Below are 14,946 nucleotides of genomic sequence, written 5' to 3' on the forward strand. Positions count from 1 at the left end.
CGAGCATTATCGACGCAATGGCGGCCAGAACGATTGCCACTATCTTTCGAAACATTTCCCCACCTCTCGTTTGCCTGACACGAGAAAGCTAGGAAGAATTTCTGGACGAAACCTGGAAAGAACCTGGACGTCAGTCCAGGCGATCCTGGACGCCCATCTGCCGGTACAGGTCATCCGCCCGGCCCCCGTGCATGCTGGCCGCGGCGTGCCGCCCGCTCTCCCGGTGGACTCGCGCGAGCCCGTCCTGCGCGTGCGCCTCCTCGACCCGGTAGCCGATCCGGGAAGCGATCGCGAGAGCGTCCTGGTGGTGTCCGGTCGCTTCGGCCGGCCTGCCGTCCGCGCGCTCCAGCGCCCCGAACACGTTGTGCGCCGTACTCAGGTGGTCGAGCGCGGCGCCGTGCCCCAGCGCGCCGAACGCGCGTTCACCGACCACGCGTGCCTCGGCGAGCTTGCCTGCGCGGCGGAGCGCGTCCGCGGTCTTGATCAACCCTCGCATGACGTAGTGCTCGTTGCCCAGCTCTTCGGCGAGAGCCAGACCGGTGGCGAGCAACTCCAGCGCCTGATCGTGAGCACCGAGCCTGCTGTGGGCGGCGCCGAGTCCGCACAGCACCGACGCCTCCTCGCTGCGCTCCCCGATCTCCCTGCTGAGCACGAGCGCCTTGTCCAGGTGCACTCGCGCCTGTTCGGCGTCGCCGCGCACCAGGTGAGCGCGGCCGATGTTGGCGACACAGATCGCCGCCATCCGGTAGGAGTTGTTGCGCTGCAGCACAGGCAGCGCGGAACGCCCGAGTTCGAGGGACTCGTCGAACCTGCCGAGCCGATGCGCCAGCATCGCGCGCACGACGAGCGTGTCGCTCTGCCACTTCTCGTCGCCGAGTTCACACGCGAGCGCGATGGACTGCTCCGCGTGCCCCACCCCGTCCCGATAACGCGCCTGGGCGTAGGCGACCTGCATCAGCATGTACTGCCCGCGCATCTCGGCGGTGCGGTCTCCGGTGCGCCGCATCTCGGCGAGCGCCGGCTCCTGGACGGCGACGAGGTCGTCCAGCCGGTGGGCGACGATCAGGCTGTGCCCGACGTACCTCAAGATCTCCCAGGTGTAGCGCCCGGATCCGGTGCGGGCGGCGTGCACCGCGGTGGCGACGAGGTTCTCCCGTTCCGCGGAGAACCACGCCATCGCGGCTCCCTGTTCGTCGAACGACGGCACCTTCGCGGGTTCGATGCCGATCGTCGGCGCGTCGAAGGCCCTGCCGGGCTGAACCAGGTGAGCGGCGGAATGAGCAACGCGCAGGTAGTAGTCGTGCAGCTCACCGAGGTCACCGTCTTCGCCCGCCTGCGTCCTGGCGTAGGCGCGAACGAGGTCGTGGAACGTGTACCTGCCCCGGACGCGCTGGACGAGCAGGTGGTGGTCGAGCAGCTCTTCGAGCAGATCGCGCGCGTCGAAGAACGACACGCCGGCCAACGCGGACGCCGCGTACGCGTCGACGTCCGGCCCCGGATGCCGGCCCAGCGCGCGGAACATCTCCTGCTGCGCCGCGGTCAGATGGTCGTAGGACACCGCGAACGAGGCGACGACGTTCCGGTCGCCCGCAGCCAGTGCCGTCAACGTGCGCCGCTGTTCCCCGAGCCGCTCGACCAGGTCCGCGACAGTCCACATCGGACGATGCGCGAGTCTGGCCGCCGCGATGCGCAACGCGAGCGGCAGCCCGCCGCACAGTTCGACGAGTGCCGTGACCGCCTCGGGCTCCGCGGCCGCACGCGCCCCGACCATGCCGCCGACCAGGTCACGCGCCGCGCCGGGCGGCAACACGTCGAGTGAGATCGACGTGGCACCGTCGAGGACCAGCCTGCGGCGGCTGGTCACGACGGTCAGGCAACCGGGCGCGCCGGTGATCAGCGACTCCACCTGGTCGCTGCTCGCCGCGTTGTCGAGCACGACGACCGCGCGCCTGCCCGCCATCTCCGTGCGCCACGCCGTGACGCGCTGATCCACGTCGGACGGGATGCGACCGCTCGGCACACCCATGGACTGGAGCAACGTCTGGATCGCCATGTGTGCGGTGAGAGGCTCCCTGCCGGGCGTGAACCCGTGCAGGTCGAGGAAGACGCGGGCGTCCGGATAACGGTCACCCAGCCGGTGCACGGCACGCACCGCGAGTGCGGTCTTCCCGACACCGGCCATCCCGTCGATCATGACGACCGTGCTGTGCGCGCCCACCTCGGCGAGTTCCTCGTCCCGTCCGGTGAAGTCGGGGAGGTCGAACGGCAGCGCGACGGGTGGCGCCGCGAGCGGAGGTGCCTCCTCGGTCTCGGCGACCAGCAGTGAGGGATCCGCCCGCAGGATCCTCGCGTGCGCGTCCCGCAGGTCCGCCCCGGGATCCAGTCCCAGTTCGGCGGCGAGCAACACGCGGGTGTCGTCGTAGCGGCGCAACGCGTCGGCCTGCCTGCCGCAGCGGTACAACGCGATCATCTCGAGCCGGACCAGGTTCTCCCGCAACGGATGCGCCGCCGAGAGCGAGCTCAGCTCGACGAGCACGTCCTGATGCCTGCCGGCGTCCAGCGCCGACGTCGCCCACTCCTCGGCGACGGTGAGCCGTTCGAGCTCGAGCCCGGCCCGGACGCGGCCGAGGACGTCGGTCTGTGCCGTTCCAGCGAGTGGTTCCCCCTGCCAGAGCCCGAGTGCGCGGCGCAGGTCGTCCGGTCCGGCCGCAGTGCGGGCGAGCGAGCGGAACTCGTGGAGGTCCACCGACTGCGGGATGACCTCGAGCACGTACCCGGCGGTGCGCCGCGCGATCTCGGCACCGGAAGGACGGATGGCCTTGCGCAGCCGGGAAACGTAGTTGTGCACCAACCCTCGAGCGTCGCCCGGCAACGCCTCGCCCCACAGCGCGTCGATCAACCGTTCGACCGTGACGACAGAGCCGGGCTCCAGGGCGAGAAGCGCGAACAGGGTCCTCTGCAACGGCGGACCGAGTGCCAATCGAGTATCGCCGTCCCACAACTCGACCCCGCCGAGAAGCACGATTCTTCCCACCAAACGGACCCTAGGGGAGAAATGGAATGGCTGTTAGGGTCTGCTCCGAAGAAGCTGACCTGGGGGGATCATGCGAGCTTTCAAGGTTTTGACGTGCGCGCTTTTGGCGGTGGGGCTGTCAGCACCCCCGCCGGCACTGGCCCTGGAACAAGGCCCGCAGGTGTGCGCGAAGCACGCGGCGAACGCCGGTTTCGGCGGTGAGCACCTCATCGAGGCGATCGCGATCGGCATGGGCGAATCGGACTGCCGTTCCTACTTCGACGACCCGACGCCGGCCGACCAGGGCACCTGGCAGCTGCAGTACAACGCCAGCGACCCGTGGCGCAACGGGACGTACGGAAACCTGCAGGATCCGGCCTACAACGCCCGCGCGACCCACCACATCTCCAGCGGTGGCACGAACTGGCGGCCGTGGAGCACGTACACCCAGACGTCGAGCCCGCGATATTACCGCAAGTATCTCGACGTCTCCCGCGCCGCGGCCGCGAAGTACCTGACGTCCCGCTCCTCGTCCGACATGAACGCGAACGGGATGACGGACTTCGTGACGTTCACGCCGGGTGACGCCACCTGGCACATCCTGTTCAACGACGGCAGCGAGTACCACCGCAGTTGGGGCGGACTGCCGGAGGACCTGCCCGTGTCAGGCGACTTCAACGCGAACAACCTGTCCGACTTCACCATTTACCGGCCGTCCACCGGCACCTTCCACATCCTCTACGACAACGGCAGCCAGTACACGCGCCAATGGGGCGGGCCGGGGCATGTTCCGGTGTCGGGAGACTTCAACGGCAACGGCATGACCGACTTCGTCACTTACACGGCGTCCGACGGTTACTTCCACATCCTGTACAACGACGGTTCGCAGTACCACCGCAAGTGGGGCGGCCCCGGCCACCTCCCGGTCGCCGGCGACTTCGACGGCAACGGGATGACGGACTTCGCCACGTTCACGCCGAGCGACGGTTACTTCCACATCCTCTACAACGACGGCCGCGAGTACCACCGGCCCTGGGGTCAGAACGGTGACATCCCGGTCTCCGGCGACTTCAACGCGAACGGGCTGTCCGACTTCACCGTCTACCGGCCGTCCACCGGCGAGTGGCACATCCTCTACGACAACGGTTCCCACTACTTCCGCGGCCGCCCATGGGGTGGCTACGGCCACATCCCGCCGGCCTGATGTTGTTGAGCGAGTTCGTCGAACGGGCCGGCGACACCGGCCTCGTGATCATGATCAAGATGGACGGACCGCGCCCGCGCAACAAGTGGACCTTGCGCATCAACAAGACGCCGTTCGTCGGCGAGCACTGGAGCGCGGGCGGCGACTTCGAGACCCTCGACGAGGGTCTCGCCTCCGCACGCAGGGCGCTGTCCGAACTTCCCGGCGACTGGTCGTGGACCGGCGAGCCGATCAGCGACGCCGCCGGGTACGCCGAACTCCTCGAGGCGATCGGCGAGACGGGCGAGCTGTTCATCGTCCAGTACAGCCTCGACCACAAGTGGGTGCTGTTCGCCGCCAAGGACAAGATCGAGGGCTTTCCGACCCTCGACGCGTGCGTCCTGGGCGGGCTCGCAAAGCTGGGCTGGTAGGCCTCTGATCTGCAAGAACTTCGCCACTTAGGACGGGCGTCCCATTCCGCTTAGACTCCCAGCCATGGCTGCTCCAACGACACTGCCGTCGGCCCTGGCTGACGCCACGCGCGACGAATCGTCGCTGCGGCGTTTCCTGCACGGGCTCCCCGGCGTCGACCAGGTCGGCGTCGAGCAACGAGCCGCGGGCCTCGGCACGCGGAGCATCAAGAAGGCCTCCAAGCTGCACGCCATCGACCTGGCGATCAGCATGGTGGACCTCACCACGCTCGAAGGCGCGGACACGCACGGCAAGGTGCGCAGTCTCGCGGCCAAGGCGAAGCGTCCCGACCCCGAACGGCCCGACGTGCCGCGGGTCGCGGCTGTCTGCGTCTACCCGGACATGGTGAAGACCGCGGCCGACGACCTCGAAGGCACCGGCGTCAACGTCGCCAGCGTCGCGACGGCGTTCCCCAGTGGCCGCAGCACGATGGACATCAAGCTCGCCGACACCCGGTTCGCCGTCGAGCAGGGCGCGTCCGAGGTCGACATGGTGATCGACCGCGGCGCGTTCCTCAGCGGGCGGTACGGGCAGGTGTTCGAGGAGATCGTGAAGATCAAGGAGGCGTGCGGGGACGCGCACCTCAAGGTCATCCTCGAGACCGGTGAGCTCGTGACGTACGACAACGTGCGCCGCGCGTCGTGGCTCGCGCTGCTGGCCGGGGGTGACTTCATCAAGACGTCGACCGGCAAGGTGCAGCCCGCCGCGACGCTCCCGGTGACGCACGTGATGCTGCAGGCCGTGCGGGACTGGAAGGACCAGACCGGTGAGCTGCGCGGGGTCAAGCCCGCCGGTGGCATCCGCACGACCAAGGACGCGATCAAGTACCTGGTGGCCGTGCACGAGGTGGCCGGTCCGGAGTGGCTCGACCCGAACCTCTTCCGGTTCGGCGCGTCGACGTTGCTCAACGACCTGCTCATGCAGCGTCGGACCCAGTTGGACGGCCACTACAGCGGCCCGGACTACGTGACGGTGGACTGAAGACATGTGGGAATACGCACCCGCGCCCGAGTCGCGGGACATCGCGAACCTCAAGCCGAACTACAAGATGTTCGTCGACGGCAAGTTCGTCGAGGGCACCGGTGAGCCGCTCAAGACCATCAACCCGGCCACCGAAGAGGTGCTCGCCGAGGTCTCGACGGCGTCGGAGTCCGATGTGGACACCGCCGTCAAGGCCGCGCGCAAGGCCTACGACCGCGTGTGGTCGAAGATGCCCGGATCCGAGCGGGCCAAGTACATCTACCGGATCGCGCGGCAGATCCAGGAACGTGGCCGTGAGCTCGCGGTGCTGGAGTCGCTCGACAACGGCAAGCCGATCAAGGAGTCGCGCGACACCGACGTCCCGACGGCGGCCTCGCACTTCTTCTACCACGCGGGCTGGGCGGACAAGCTCGGTTACGCGGGCTACGGGCCCGACCCGAAGCCCCTCGGCGTCGCGGGCCAGGTGATCCCGTGGAACTTCCCGCTGCTGATGGCCGCGTGGAAGATCGCACCGGCGCTGGCGTGCGGCAACACCGTCGTGCTCAAGCCCGCCGAGACCACCCCGCTGACGGCGCTGGTGCTGGCGGACATCATCCAGCAGTGCGACCTGCCGCCGGGCGTCGTGAACATCATCCCGGGCGCCGGTGACGTCGGTGCCGCGCTCGTCGGGCACGCGGACGTCGACAAGGTCGCCTTCACCGGCTCGACCGACGTCGGCAAGGTCATCCAGGGCCAGCTCGCGGGCACGAACAAGAAGCTCACGCTGGAACTGGGCGGCAAGGCCGCGAACATCGTGTTCGACGACGCCCCGCTCGACCAGGCCGTCGAGGGCATCGTCAACGGCATCTTCTTCAACCAGGGCCACGTCTGCTGCGCCGGATCCCGTCTGCTGGTGCAGGAATCCATCGCCGACGAACTGCTCGAGAAGCTGCACGCGCGGGTGTCCACGTTGCGCGTCGGCGACCCGCTGGACAAGAACACCGACGTCGGCGCGATCAACTCCCGCGAGCAGCTCACCAAGATCCAGGAGCTGACCGCGGCGGGCGACGCCGAGGGCGCCACCCGCTGGACGTCGTCGTGCCCGTTGCCGGACAAGGGTTTCTTCTTCGCCCCCACCGTCTTCTCCGGGGTGTCGCAGGCGATGCGCATCGCCCGTGAGGAGATCTTCGGCCCGGTGCTGAGCGTTCTGACGTTCCGCACGCCGGAAGAGGCCGTGGCCAAGGCGAACAACACGCCGTACGGCCTGTCCGCCGGCATCTGGACCGAGAAGGGCTCGCGCATCCTCTGGATGGCACAACGGATGCGCGCCGGTGTCGTCTGGTCCAACACGTTCAACCGCTTCGACCCGACGGCCCCGTTCGGCGGGTACCAGGAGTCGGGCTTCGGCCGTGAGGGCGGCCGCACCGGTCTGGAGGCCTACCTCGATGTCTGATCGCATCACGGTCGCGAAGACCTACAAGCTCTACATCGGCGGCAAGTTCCCGCGCTCCGAGTCGGGCCGCAGCTACCCCGTGACGGACTCCAAGGGCACGTTCCTCGCGAACGCCGCCCAGGGCTCCCGCAAGGACGCCCGTGACGCGGTCACCGCCGCCCGCAAGGCTTTCGGCGGCTGGTCGGCCACGACGGCCTACAACCGGGGCCAGGTCCTGTACCGGGTGGCCGAGGTGCTGGAGGGCCGTCGCGAGCAGTTCATCACCGAGGTCGCCGGCTCCGAGGGCGTCGCGCTGAAGAAGGCGCAGTCCCTGGTGGACACCGCCATCGACCGCTGGGTCTGGTACGCGGGCTGGACCGACAAGATCGCGGCCGTGCTGGGTTCCTCGAACCCGGTGGCGGGCCCGTACTTCTCGTTCTCCACCCCGGAACCGACAGGCGTGGTCGCCGTCCTGGCGCCGCAGCAGTCGTCGTTGCTGGGCCTGATCTCGGTGATCGCACCGGTGATCGCCTCGGGCAACACCTGCGTGGTCATCACCTCGCAGGACCGCCCGCTGCCCGCGATCACGTTGTCCGAGGTGCTGGCCACTTCGGACGTGCCGGGTGGCGTCGTCAACATCATCACCGGCCGCACCGCGGAGATCGCGCCGTGGCTCGCCTCGCACGGCGACGTGAACGCGCTGGACCTCACCGGTGCGCCGGAGTCGATCCGCGCGGACCTGGAGCGGTCGGCGGCGGGCACCGTGAAGCGCGTGCTGCGCAACAAGGCCGGCGAGGACTTCACGGCCACGCCGGACATGTCCCGCCTGCGCGCGTACCTGGAGACGAAGACGGTCTGGCACCCGATGGGTGTCTAGGAGCTAGTCGGCGGCGTAGGCCTTGCCCTGCGCCGCCAGCTCCTCCCCCAGGATCCTGATGGCCTTCGGGCCGACCCCGTGGATCTTGAGCAGTTCCTTCGCGGACACCTTCGTCAGCGAGTCGAACGTCGTGTAGCCGTTCGCCGCCAGCTCGCGGGCCGCGACCTTGCCGATGGTGCGCGGGAACTCCGGCTCACTCACGAGTTCACCAGCCCGGCCCGCCACGCCCACGACGCGATCCCGACGCGGTTCTTCACGTTCAGCTTCGTCTGCACCGAGGCCAGGTGCGTCTTCACCGTGGACAGCGACAGGAACAGCGAGGACGCGATCTCCTGGTTGGAGAGCCCGCGCGCCACCTCCCGGACCACGTCCTGCTCCCGTGCAGTCAGCAGCGACAGGTCAGGCCGCTGGGCAGGCCGGGCGAAGTGCTCCAGCATCCGCACGGTCACCTGCGGCGAGATCAGCGCGTTGCCCGCGGCGGCGGCCCGGACGGCCTCGACGAGCAGCGCCGGACCGGCGTCCTTGGTCAGGAACCCGGACGCCCCGTTCTCCAGCGCCGTGTGCACGTACTCGTCCAGGTCGAACGTCGTCACCACGACCACCTTCGTCGTGGGCGACAGCTTCTTGGTCACCTCGAGCCCGTCCAGCCCCGGCATGCGGATGTCCAGCAACGCCACGTCGGGGTTGTGCTCGCGCGCGGCGGTGACGGCCGAGATCCCGTCGGGCACGTCGGCGACGACCGTGATGTCCGGCTGCTTCTCCAGGATCATCCGGAAACCGACGCGCACCATCTCCTGGTCGTCGGCGATGAGAACCGAGATCACTTCGTCCCTTCCAGGGGTAGCTCGGCGAGCACCTGCCAGCCGTTCTCGCGCGGACCCGCGGAGAACAGGCCGCCCAGCAGGTCGACCCTCTCACGCATGCCCACGAGACCGTAGCCACCCTGGTTCAGCTCGTGCAGCTGACCGTCGTCGGCCACGACCACGCGCAGAGCCCCGCCGGACGTCCGGGAGATCTCCACGTCGATCATGGTGGGCCGTACGGCGTGTTTGTGCACGTTGGTGAGCGACTCCTGGACCAGGCGCAACACCGAACGGCCGAGCTCCGGCGGCACCACGTCGGGCAGGTCGATGCGCAGGCGGGTCTCGAAGCCGAGCTCGCGGGTGCGTTCGACGGTCTCGATGACGTCGGCGGCCAGGTCGGTGGTCGCGGCCTCGTTCTCGCCCTGGCGCAGCGTGCCGACGAGCCGGCGCATCGCACCGAGGGCTTCCGTGCCCGAACGGACGATGCCGGGCAGCAACCGGTGGGCGGCGCGCGGGTCGTCGTCGGAGACCTCCAGCGCCGCCTGGGCCTGCACGAGCATGCCCGTCACGTGGTGGGCGACGACGTCGTGCAGTTCGCGGGCCAGGGCGATGCGCTCTTCCTTCTGCGCGTCGGTGACGGCGGCGGCGATCAGGCGGCCGCCCTCGGTGTCGCGGGCGCGGAAGTACAGGCCGGTGCCGACCGCCGTGAAACCCAGGACCAGCGAGCCGAGCATCTCGTTGTAGTTGCTGCCCGAGAGCCAGTTGTCGCGGACGATGGCGGCGAAGAAGCTCACGGCCATCAGCCAGCCGACCGACCACGTGGCGGCGCGACGGGGTTCCTCGCGGACGACCACGGCCGTGATGACCAGGAACGCGGCGGTCTCGGCGATGGTCAGCGGGCTCAGCAGCGTCGGCAGGTCCACGTGGAAGAGCCGGATGACGAACGACGACACGAACGCCGACGCGACCGCCACCGGGATGGTGAAGGCACGCGACTTGAACGACGCGACGGCCGCGATGCACACCGGCACCGTCAGCAGCCACACGAGGGCCTCGGCGCTGCCCACGCCGTTCATCAGAAGGAGCTCGCCGAGCATCAGCAAGGCGAGAACGGCGGCGATCGGCCATTGGCCCCGTTGACTGTCCACGGGAGACAACGGTAGGACCACCACACCTTCCCGGCCTCGGTCATCCGGCTGATCCGGTGTGTCGTCAAGGCTGAGGTTTTCCCGGCCCGCGCACGGCACCTTGAGAAACATGAATTCGGTTCTGGCCGCTCGTGGCCTGGTCAAGACCTACGGCGACGTGCACGCGCTCGCCGGGGTGGACATCGACATCAAGGCCGGGGACGTGCTGGCGGTCGTCGGTCCGTCCGGCTCCGGCAAGACGACGCTGCTGCACGTGCTGTCCGGCATCCTGCGCTCCGACGGCGGCGACGTGTTCCTCGACGGGCGCGCGATCGGCGAACTGAACGAGACCGGGCGCAGCGCGCTGCGGCGCACGGCGTTCGGGTTCGTGTTCCAGTCGGGGATGCTCGTGGCCGAGCTCACCGCCGAGGAGAACGCGGCGCTGCCGATGCTGCTGGCGGGCGGTTCGCGCGAGGAAGCGCTCGGCGCGGCCAAGCTGTGGCTCGCGCGGCTGGGCCTGCAGGGCCTGGAGAAGCGGCTGCCGAGCCAGCTCTCCGGCGGGCAGGCGCAACGGGTCGCGATCGCACGGGCGCTGGCCCACAGGCCGCGGGTGATCTTCGCCGACGAACCGACCGGCGCCCTCGACACGCGGACCGGCCAGGAGATGATGACGGCCCTGCTGCAGGCGGCGGAGGAGACGGGCGCGGCCGTCGTCATCGTCACGCACGACAAGGCGATCGCGGACCGGGCGCTGCGCGTCGTCGAGATCCAGGACGGCAAGATCGCCATCGCCGAGTCCACCAGGGCGGTGTCCGCGTGAGGATCGCGCTCGCGGTGCTGCGCAGGGACCGGCGCCGACGGGTCGCGACCGTGCTCGTCGCGCTGGGCGTGATGATCGCGGTGTCGCTGGTCCTGTGGCTGCTCGCCGCACCGAACGGCTTGCAGGCGCGTGCCGACCGCACGGCGTGGCGCGACGCGTTCGGCCAGTCCGACAAGGGCACGATCTCCGTTGCCACGAACCGGGATTCGTTCGACGGCAAGCTGATCGAACGGTTCGACGTCGCCCGCACCGAACAGGGCGCGGTCCCCGTCGCGGCCGGCATCGCCCGGTTCCCGGAGCCGGGTGAGGTGCTGCTGTCGCCGGCGCTCGCGGACCTCGTGCGGAGCACACCGCCGGAGAAGCTCGGCAACCGCTTCCCCGGCACGATGATCGCGGAACTGGGGCCGGAGGCGCTCAAGTTCCCCGGCGAACTCGTCGCGATCGTCGGCCACCAGAAGGTCGAGAACGGCTACCCGGCGGCCGATCTGCGGGGCGGCGCCGGCTCGTACCGCGACGACTACCACGGCATGCTCTACCTGCTCACGCGCGTCGGGCTCGTGGTGCTGGTCGTGCCGTGCCTGGTGCTGGTCGCCTCGGCCGCCCGGCTGACCGCGGCGAAACGGGAACGGCGCCTCGCCGCGCTCCGGCTCGCCGGCGCCAGTCCCCGGCAGGTCGTGGTCATGACCGCCGTCGAGACCGCGATCGGCGCGGTCGTCGGCAGCGCGCTGGGCGTGGTGCTGGCTCAGCCGTTCAGCCACATCACCGCGAAGGTCCCGTGGGAGGGCGGCACCTGGTTCCCCGGCGACTTCGTGCCGGAACCGGCGGTCGTGACGGCGGTGGCCGTGCTCGCGCCTCTGCTGGTCATCGGGGCCGCGGTCCTGGGGTTGCGGCGCGTGGTGAACCAGCCGCTCGAGGCGGAGGCGAAGCGGAAGGTCCGGTCGTGGCGGCTGCTGACCATCGCCGGCGCGCTGGGCCTGTTCTTCCTCGGCATCCTGTACGCGCAGGAGGCCAGCGGCGACGGCCAGTTCACCGTCGTGCTGCTCGGTCTCGGCGCGGTGGCGCTCGCGCTGGTGCTGGCCGGGCCCGTGCTGACCGCGTGGGTCGGCAGGTTCTTCGTCGGCCGGTGGCGCAGGCCGTCGACGTTGCTCGCGGGGCGCAGGCTCGCCGGTGACCCGGTGGCGGCGTTCCGCGGTTCGGCGGGAGTGGTGATCGCCGTGTTCACCGGCTCGATGGCGCTCACGATGCTGCCGGGGCTGGAGAGCCAGGTCCCGTACCGCGACTCGACGTGGCTGGAGAACGCGATCGTGGCGGAGCAGGTGACGCACGACGTCACGCCGGTGCGCCTGGCGACCTCGGCACCGATCGTCACGATGCTCGACGGCACGATCAGAAGCGGCGACTACGGCACGTACGTCGTCGTCGGTGACTGCGCCGACGTCGCGAAGGTGCTGACCGGCCTCCGCTGCCAGGACGGGCCCGCCGTCTACTCGCAGGGCCCGTTGCAGGGCAACGAGTTCAAGTCGAGCGGCGGAAAGGAAGTGCTGACCGCGCAGCTGCCGGCGCAGTTCGAGACGCGGCCTTTCGAGGGCAGCGGACGGGTGAGCGCGGTCATCGACCGAGCCCTGCTGCCGTCGCTCGCGGGCGAGGTGTCGATGGTCGGTGTGCCGACGACGCCGGAGAACCGCGACGCCGTGCACACCGCGCTGGTCGGCACGTTGCCGGGCGTGCGGCTCGTGGACGGCGAGCAGCGGGACATCTACGGCGACACGTTGATGGCGGACCTGCAGCGGGCCACGATCATCGGCCTCTCGATCGCGGCGGTGCTGGGTGGAATCGGCGCGGCGGTGGCCGCGGCCGGGTCGGTGATCGACCGCAGGCGCACTTTCGGCGCGTTGATCGCGGCCGGAACACCGATTCGTGTGCTGGGTCACGCATTGCGCCGCGAAGTGATGCTTCCCGTGGTCGCCGTCACAATCGCGGCGTGTGCCGCGGGAATTGTCGTGGGCCTCGGATTGCTCACTCTGGCGCGCGGACTGGTGGGTCACGGCGAAATGCCGATCACGCCGTGGGTCATCGCGCCGGTGGGCGTCGGCGTCGTGGTCGCGCTGGTAGCAGCCCTGGCGTGCGGTCCGGTACTACGCGGCATCAGCCCGAGGGATTACGCGGCGGAGTAGTACTCGGCCGGAAGTACGAGAGTGGAACTGGCCCTCAGCGCGATGTGCGCGGAGGGCCATTTTCATACCTTTGATTCATGACGAATGCACAGCTCGCGAGCATCCAATGGGGCGTTTTCCTGTCCATCGTTTTCCTGCTCCCGCAGCTGTTGTTCCGTCAGCTGACCTTCCGCAGCGCCACCATCACCGTCTACGCGAGCATGCTGTTCTCGGCGACGTTCCTGCCCATGCAGGCCGTGGCGCCGCGCCAGTCCGTGCAGCTGGTCCCGTTCCAGTGGATCGCCGACACGTTCCGCGACGGCCAGATCGCGTTCGACCAGATGACGCTGAACGTGCTGCTGTTCGTGCCGCTCGGCGCGATGCTGATGTTCTGGGGCAGGCGCACGATCGGCCAGGCCGCGCTGATCGGCTACGGCGTCTCGTTGCTGATCGAGGGCTCTCAGCTGATGTGGGCCAACCGGATCTTCGACGTCGACGACCTGATCACCAACACCACCGGCACCGCGCTGGGCTGGCTCGGTGCGCTGGCCGCCGTGAAGGTCTACACCCGCGTGACGGCCGCCGCGGTGCCACAGCGCGAGCTCGTCAGCGCACGCTGACCTGCGGATTCCAGAAAACCTGCAAGGTGCGTGTGGATCCTCGGTCCATGCGAGCCAAGCGAACGATCGCCGTCACCGCCGCTCTGCTCGGTCTGACCGCGACGACGGTGAGCCCCGCAGCAAGACGGTCACGACCGACGTCGTCGCGCAGGTCTGCGTGATCAGGTCGTCCGGCGGAGGCTCGGCGCAGGGCGCGGTGATCGTGCGCAACAACCGACCCGGCCTCTACTGCTTCCGCTGGGCCGGGAGCAAGTACCTCGGTGTGACGGGCCTCGCCTGACCCCACGTTCACCCGGCGGCGTGAGGTGACGCGCGCCGCCGGGCCCTTCACCTGATCATGGCGGCCATGAAGTTCGTGGAGGCGTTCAGCATCCTGGTCGCCGTGGTCGGCCCGCCGAAGATCCTCCTGGCGTTCCTGATGGACACCGAGGGCGCCGACTCGCGGACGCGCTGGCGGGTGGCGCTCACCTCCACCGCGATCGCGCTGGGCGTCGGCCTGTTCGTCGTCGTGGCCGGGCGGGTGCTGCTCTCGCTCTTCCACATCAGCGAGGGCGCGCTGTACCTCGCGAGCGGCGTGATCCTGTTCGTGCACGCGCTGGACCTCGTGCTGGGCCGCAAGACGGACCCGTTGCACGACGAGACCCGCGGCACCCATGAGCTCGCGACCGCCTACTACGCGAACCCCGTGGCGCTGGCCTACCTGTTCCTGCTCTCCGACACGAAGTCGATCGAGACGACGTTCGTGCTGGCCGGCGGGTTCGCGGCGGTGATCGCGCTCGACCTCGCCGCCATCGCGGTGCTCGGCATCCTGCTGCGCTGGGTCAGGATGACCTACGCGTGGGTGCTCGTGCGGGTGCTCGGCGTGCTGCTCGCGGCTTTGGGCGTCGACCAGATCGTCGAGGGCCTGATCACGCTCGGGATCCTCGAACGCGTCTAGTTGGTGCGCCAGCCCAGTTCGCCCGCCGTGTTGACCTCGGGGAAGCAGTGCCCGACGCCGCTGCGCGTCTCCAGGGCCGTCGCCACCTGGTCGAACATCTCCACGATCGACGTCCACTCCGGCTTGACCATCTCGTTGCGCTCCTGGTCCCACTCGACCACGCAGCCGCGCAGCACACCGGGACGCAGGTCCACGGCGAGCACGTCACCGGTGCCGTCGAACGCGATCGGGAGCCACTCGGGGTGGAACCCGCTCGTCGGCGCGCCCGCCTCGGAGGAGTCCACGGGCTTGCTCACGTGGGTCTCCCGGAGCACGAACGCGCGGTCGGCGCCCAGCGGTGTGTAGAAGGGCGGCAGGATCTCGGCGAAGAGGCCCTCCTCGGTGCCGCCGTAGACGCTCCACCACAGCTGGAGATCGATCGGAACCCGAAGATCCGGCAGCGCGTCGTACCTCGGACGCAACACCGCACGGGTTGCCGGAGCGTGCTCCGCCAGCCATGCCAGGATCCGGTTCCAGTGCTCGATCACACCCACCGGTCCATGATCTTGGC

At 69.4% G+C, this 14,946-nt stretch carries 15 protein-coding genes; 10 read left to right on the plus strand and 5 right to left on the minus strand.

Annotated features, from left to right (window positions below):
• Positions 1 to 130: 130 nt before the first annotated feature.
• Positions 131 to 3,034, minus strand: coding sequence for an AfsR/SARP family transcriptional regulator (locus PV646_RS06585; RefSeq protein ID WP_500340589.1), 2,904 nt, complete (start codon positions 3,032 to 3,034; stop codon positions 131 to 133).
• A 109-nt stretch (positions 3,035 to 3,143) separates the two neighbouring features.
• On the opposite strand from PV646_RS06585, the gene PV646_RS06590 reads away from it, so the two are divergent.
• From PV646_RS06590 to PV646_RS06610, 5 genes are all read left to right on the plus strand, one after another.
• Entirely contained in the window at positions 3,144 to 4,217 is a 1,074-nt protein-coding gene (locus PV646_RS06590; protein WP_500340590.1) for a hypothetical protein, read from the plus strand.
• Positions 4,218 to 4,222: 5 nt separating this feature from the next.
• A complete protein-coding gene (locus tag PV646_RS06595; RefSeq protein ID WP_500340591.1) occupies positions 4,223 to 4,627 on the plus strand; it encodes a hypothetical protein in 405 nt (134 codons plus the stop codon).
• Positions 4,628 to 4,691: 64 nt separating this feature from the next.
• Positions 4,692 to 5,648, plus strand: coding sequence for a deoxyribose-phosphate aldolase (deoC, locus tag PV646_RS06600; RefSeq protein WP_500340592.1), 957 nt, complete (start codon positions 4,692 to 4,694; stop codon positions 5,646 to 5,648).
• A 4-nt stretch (positions 5,649 to 5,652) separates the two neighbouring features.
• Complete coding sequence (locus PV646_RS06605) at positions 5,653 to 7,080, plus strand: aldehyde dehydrogenase family protein (RefSeq protein ID WP_500340593.1); 1,428 nt, start codon at positions 5,653 to 5,655, stop codon at positions 7,078 to 7,080.
• Positions 7,073 to 7,936 carry an aldehyde dehydrogenase family protein gene (locus PV646_RS06610; RefSeq protein ID WP_500340594.1) on the plus strand — a complete coding sequence of 288 codons (864 nt, stop codon included), beginning with the start codon at positions 7,073 to 7,075 and terminating at the stop codon, positions 7,934 to 7,936. Before PV646_RS06605 ends, PV646_RS06610 begins: the two co-directional genes overlap by 8 nt.
• Before the next feature lie 3 nt (positions 7,937 to 7,939).
• On the opposite strand, the gene PV646_RS06615 is transcribed toward PV646_RS06610, so the two are convergent.
• From PV646_RS06615 to PV646_RS06625, 3 genes are read right to left on the minus strand one after another with little or no spacing between them, the layout of a single operon-like run.
• Positions 7,940 to 8,137 (minus strand): helix-hairpin-helix domain-containing protein, encoded by a 198-nt coding sequence (locus tag PV646_RS06615; RefSeq protein WP_500340595.1) that lies wholly within the window; start codon positions 8,135 to 8,137, stop codon positions 7,940 to 7,942.
• Positions 8,134 to 8,760 (minus strand): response regulator transcription factor, encoded by a 627-nt coding sequence (locus tag PV646_RS06620; RefSeq protein ID WP_189154391.1) that lies wholly within the window; start codon positions 8,758 to 8,760, stop codon positions 8,134 to 8,136. The genes PV646_RS06615 and PV646_RS06620 overlap by 4 nt, the downstream gene beginning before the upstream one ends.
• Positions 8,757 to 9,887: a sensor histidine kinase gene (locus PV646_RS06625; protein ID WP_500340596.1), complete on the minus strand. Its 1,131-nt coding sequence runs from the start codon at positions 9,885 to 9,887 to the stop codon at positions 8,757 to 8,759. Before PV646_RS06625 ends, PV646_RS06620 begins: the two co-directional genes overlap by 4 nt.
• A gap of 109 nt (positions 9,888 to 9,996) precedes the next feature.
• Here PV646_RS06625 and PV646_RS06630 point away from each other — a divergent pair, with 109 nt between their 5' ends.
• The 5 genes from PV646_RS06630 to PV646_RS06650 all read left to right on the plus strand — a co-directional run bounded on the left by PV646_RS06630 (position 9,997) and on the right by PV646_RS06650 (position 14,396).
• The gene (locus PV646_RS06630) at positions 9,997 to 10,686 is read left to right on the plus strand and encodes an ABC transporter ATP-binding protein (RefSeq protein WP_500340597.1); all 690 of its coding nucleotides are present in this window, start codon (positions 9,997 to 9,999) and stop codon (positions 10,684 to 10,686) included.
• On the plus strand, positions 10,683 to 12,860 hold the full coding sequence (locus PV646_RS06635; protein ID WP_500340598.1) for an FtsX-like permease family protein: 2,178 nt from the start codon (positions 10,683 to 10,685) through the stop codon (positions 12,858 to 12,860). Before PV646_RS06630 ends, PV646_RS06635 begins: the two co-directional genes overlap by 4 nt.
• A 77-nt stretch (positions 12,861 to 12,937) precedes the next feature.
• Complete coding sequence (locus PV646_RS06640) at positions 12,938 to 13,459, plus strand: VanZ family protein (RefSeq protein WP_500340599.1); 522 nt, start codon at positions 12,938 to 12,940, stop codon at positions 13,457 to 13,459.
• Positions 13,460 to 13,616: 157 nt separating this feature from the next.
• Positions 13,617 to 13,739 carry a hypothetical protein gene (locus PV646_RS06645; RefSeq protein ID WP_500340600.1) on the plus strand — a complete coding sequence of 41 codons (123 nt, stop codon included), beginning with the start codon at positions 13,617 to 13,619 and terminating at the stop codon, positions 13,737 to 13,739.
• Positions 13,740 to 13,805: 66 nt separating this feature from the next.
• Complete coding sequence (locus PV646_RS06650) at positions 13,806 to 14,396, plus strand: MarC family protein (RefSeq protein ID WP_500340601.1); 591 nt, start codon at positions 13,806 to 13,808, stop codon at positions 14,394 to 14,396.
• Here the strand turns inward: PV646_RS06650 and PV646_RS06655 are convergent.
• A complete protein-coding gene (locus PV646_RS06655) occupies positions 14,393 to 14,929 on the minus strand; it encodes an SMI1/KNR4 family protein (protein WP_500340602.1) in 537 nt (178 codons plus the stop codon). The genes PV646_RS06650 and PV646_RS06655 overlap by 4 nt on opposite strands.
• Between the last annotated feature and the right edge of the window lie 17 nt (positions 14,930 to 14,946).

The sequence above is a fragment of the Streptomyces sp. ID05-26A genome (assembly GCF_033794685.1).
In the GTDB taxonomy this organism is placed as follows: Bacteria; Actinomycetota; Actinomycetes; order Mycobacteriales; family Pseudonocardiaceae; genus Lentzea.

Bases quoted from the DNA above. Each gene is read 5' to 3' on its own strand.
- deoC (WP_500340592.1), top strand. From the start codon at position 4,692: ATGGCTGCTCCAACGACACTGCCGTCGGCCCTGGCTGACGCCACGCGC.
- PV646_RS06605 (WP_500340593.1), top strand. From the start codon at position 5,653: ATGTGGGAATACGCACCCGCGCCCGAGTCGCGGGACATCGCGAACCTC.
- PV646_RS06610 (WP_500340594.1), top strand. From the start codon at position 7,073: ATGTCTGATCGCATCACGGTCGCGAAGACCTACAAGCTCTACATCGGC.
- PV646_RS06630 (WP_500340597.1), top strand. From the start codon at position 9,997: ATGAATTCGGTTCTGGCCGCTCGTGGCCTGGTCAAGACCTACGGCGAC.
- PV646_RS06640 (WP_500340599.1), top strand. From the start codon at position 12,938: ATGACGAATGCACAGCTCGCGAGCATCCAATGGGGCGTTTTCCTGTCC.
- PV646_RS06650 (WP_500340601.1), top strand. From the start codon at position 13,806: ATGAAGTTCGTGGAGGCGTTCAGCATCCTGGTCGCCGTGGTCGGCCCG.